This window comes from bacterium (assembly GCA_024224155.1).
Lineage (GTDB): Bacteria > Acidobacteriota > Thermoanaerobaculia > Multivoradales > JAHEKO01 > CALZIK01.
In genome coordinates this window covers 1-2,455 of the sequence record JAAENP010000169.1, presented here as the reverse complement: position 1 = coordinate 2,455, position 2,455 = coordinate 1, and the positions used below count along the sequence as shown (strand labels likewise).

At 62.9% G+C, this 2,455-nt stretch carries 2 protein-coding genes; one reads left to right on the top strand and one right to left on the bottom strand.

All coding sequences use genetic code 11. From position 1 onward, the window contains the following. Positions 1 to 288 precede the first annotated feature (288 nt). Positions 289 to 1,179, bottom strand: coding sequence for a hypothetical protein (locus GY769_10070; GenBank protein ID MCP4202270.1), 891 nt, complete (start codon positions 1,177 to 1,179; stop codon positions 289 to 291). Positions 1,180 to 1,284: 105 nt separating this feature from the next. Between GY769_10070 and GY769_10065 the strand changes: the two genes are divergently transcribed. Further along, positions 1,285 to 2,455 (top strand): PAS domain S-box protein (locus tag GY769_10065; protein MCP4202269.1); only part of this gene is annotated, 1,171 nt, incomplete at its 3' end.

Genomic DNA, 2,455 nt, shown 5'->3' with positions numbered 1-2,455 from the left:
GAGGAGGCGAATCATGGCGCGGCGGAGGGAGGCGGGGAGCCGATAGACAGCCTGGATGTGGCGGGTGGCGCGACGTAGGAGCTGAGTGCGCTCGGATAGGGAGGACGAAGAGAATGGGGCATAAGTTTTTCAAAGCTGACTTTCTCGGCGAGCCTCAAGTATCGCTGAACCAGATGCCAGTCGCCAGCGGTCGCTGAAGTGTAGTGAGACTCACATTTGACGGCGATCTGATCAACTTTGAAAGGACCTGTCCGCCTTCGGCGCGTGCCGACATGTAGATGGTATTCCTCAACCCGCCGCACGGCAAGATGGCGGTGGACTGCGCGAGAAACAAGGTGGCTCGGTCGGTAGGTCGAGGTGGGTGAGGTTGCGCTCGATGACGTCCGGTTCGGTGATGAACGCGAGGACGCGCATTCGCCCGTCGCACTTGGGGCACTCGAGGACATCCATGGCGAAAACGCGCATGAGCAGGGTCGCCCAGTCGAGGCGCCTGGCGAGTTCGGTGGCCGGGACACGCTTCTCGGCTTCAGGCACGGCTGCTGGCTCCTCAGATGAGGCAGACGCCGTGGCACTGGACACGGTCGGTACGATCCGGTTTCGCCATGCGTGGTTTGGCGCAAATACGCCGTGGTAGCGGGTGAGATGCTTGCGCGGCGGGGGAATCAAGGCGGCCAGTTTGGCCAGAAATTCGACCGGTTCGCACTCGGTCTCGTGTTTGCCGTTTGGGGCTGGCCGCTTGTACTGGTAGCGGATGTTGCCGTCTTCGGTCCACGAGAGCCGCTCCAGGGCGAATGCAGGACGGAGCCCGTAGCGGCACAGGCGCTCGATGCCTTCGCGGTCGTTCTGGTGGATGGCGACATTGGCGTGCAACGAGAATCCGCCTATCGATGAAGTGGCGAACGCCGAGCGCTCGGGCTGTCGCGCATCGATCAGGTCGTCGTTTGCCGACCTGGGTGGGCGGAGCGTGCTCCGGACCGAGGCGGCCTGGACATGGGCAAGAGCATCGCCGACCTGATCGTCCGAATGCTCCTCCTGATGGCGGGTCAGGATTTTGGCGATCCGGCGGATGACCTTCTCGGCGAGTGCGAATTTCCTCGCTCGTGGGCGGGTCGAGTTGCCGAAAACGGTCGCGCCTGGCGGTCCGGAAGTGGGACACGCTCGGTTCGCTTTGCAACCGATGCGCTTTGAAGTAGCCTATTTGCATCGCCTCCGGGCAAGCGGTCGACGTTTGGCCGGCAACACGACCGCTCCCTGGCAGTCCGGAGCATGTAAGTCAGAGGTACTTTGTCCGCACGCAGACCGTTCGCCACGTTGGTCACGACGCTACACAGATGGCTACTGGAGCCATCGTCGGCGATCCGGCCCGACCAGCGGCTACAGGCCCGGTTGCTCTCGGGTATGGTGCTCGTGATGCTGGTCGCCTCCGCGACCGGCACGCAGTTCACCTTCGACGCCACGCGGTATTCCCTGTTCGCCCTGGTGGCCCTCTTTGCGCTTTCCTATCTTCTGAGCCGCACCCGGCATTACACGACGGCCGCGGTTTTTGCTCTTCTGGCCTGCTCGTCCCAGCCTTTCATGCGGGTGTTCTGGGTGTACGGCGTGATCGACAATCCCGATCTCGCCCTGGCGGTGTTTGGGTGGCTGGTGCTCGGACTGGGTATGAGCAGCATCCTGTTTTCCACTCGCGGTCTGCTCACCATGGCCGCCATCGATGCCGTGGCGATCCTGGCGACCGGACTTCTCGCCTCTCGGTTGTCCGGGGCCGGCATCGCCACGCCGCTGATCCTGGTCCTCTCCACCGCCGTGCTACTGACCATCGACACCTGGCTGCGGTCCCGACAAGCTCAGGTGATCGCCGAGAGCGAGGCGCGGTTTCGCAGTCTCTTCGTCGCCACGCTCGAGGGCATCGCGATTCGCCGCGGGGACGGCATCATCGATGTCAATCCGGCCTTCGAAAAGCTCTTCGGGGTGAAGAGGGAGCAGGTCATCGACCGTCAGCTGGGCGACTTCATCGCCGATGTTCCCGCCGCGGCGAGCCCGGAAACCGCGGATGAACTCGGGCGCGTGCAAACCCGACATGAACTCCACGGAGTGAGAGCCGACGGCAGCTTCTTCGAGGTCGAGATGTTCATCCGCCGCGATCAGCGCTACAAGGACCAGGCAGTCGAGGTGATCACCCTGCGCGATATCACCGAGCGCAAGGAATTCGAGGCCACCCTGGTGGAGGCCAAAGAACATGCCGAGGCCGCAGCCCGGGCCAAGAGCGAGTTCATGAACAACATGAGCCACGAGCTCCGCACGCCCCTCAACGCGGTCATCGGTTTGACCGGCATTGTACTCGACAGCGAACTCGACCCCAAGCAAGGGGAGCTTCTCGAACTGGTTCGCAAGAGCGGCGGCTCGCTATTGGCCATCGTTAATGACATCCTGGATTTCTCGCGAGTAGAAAACAACG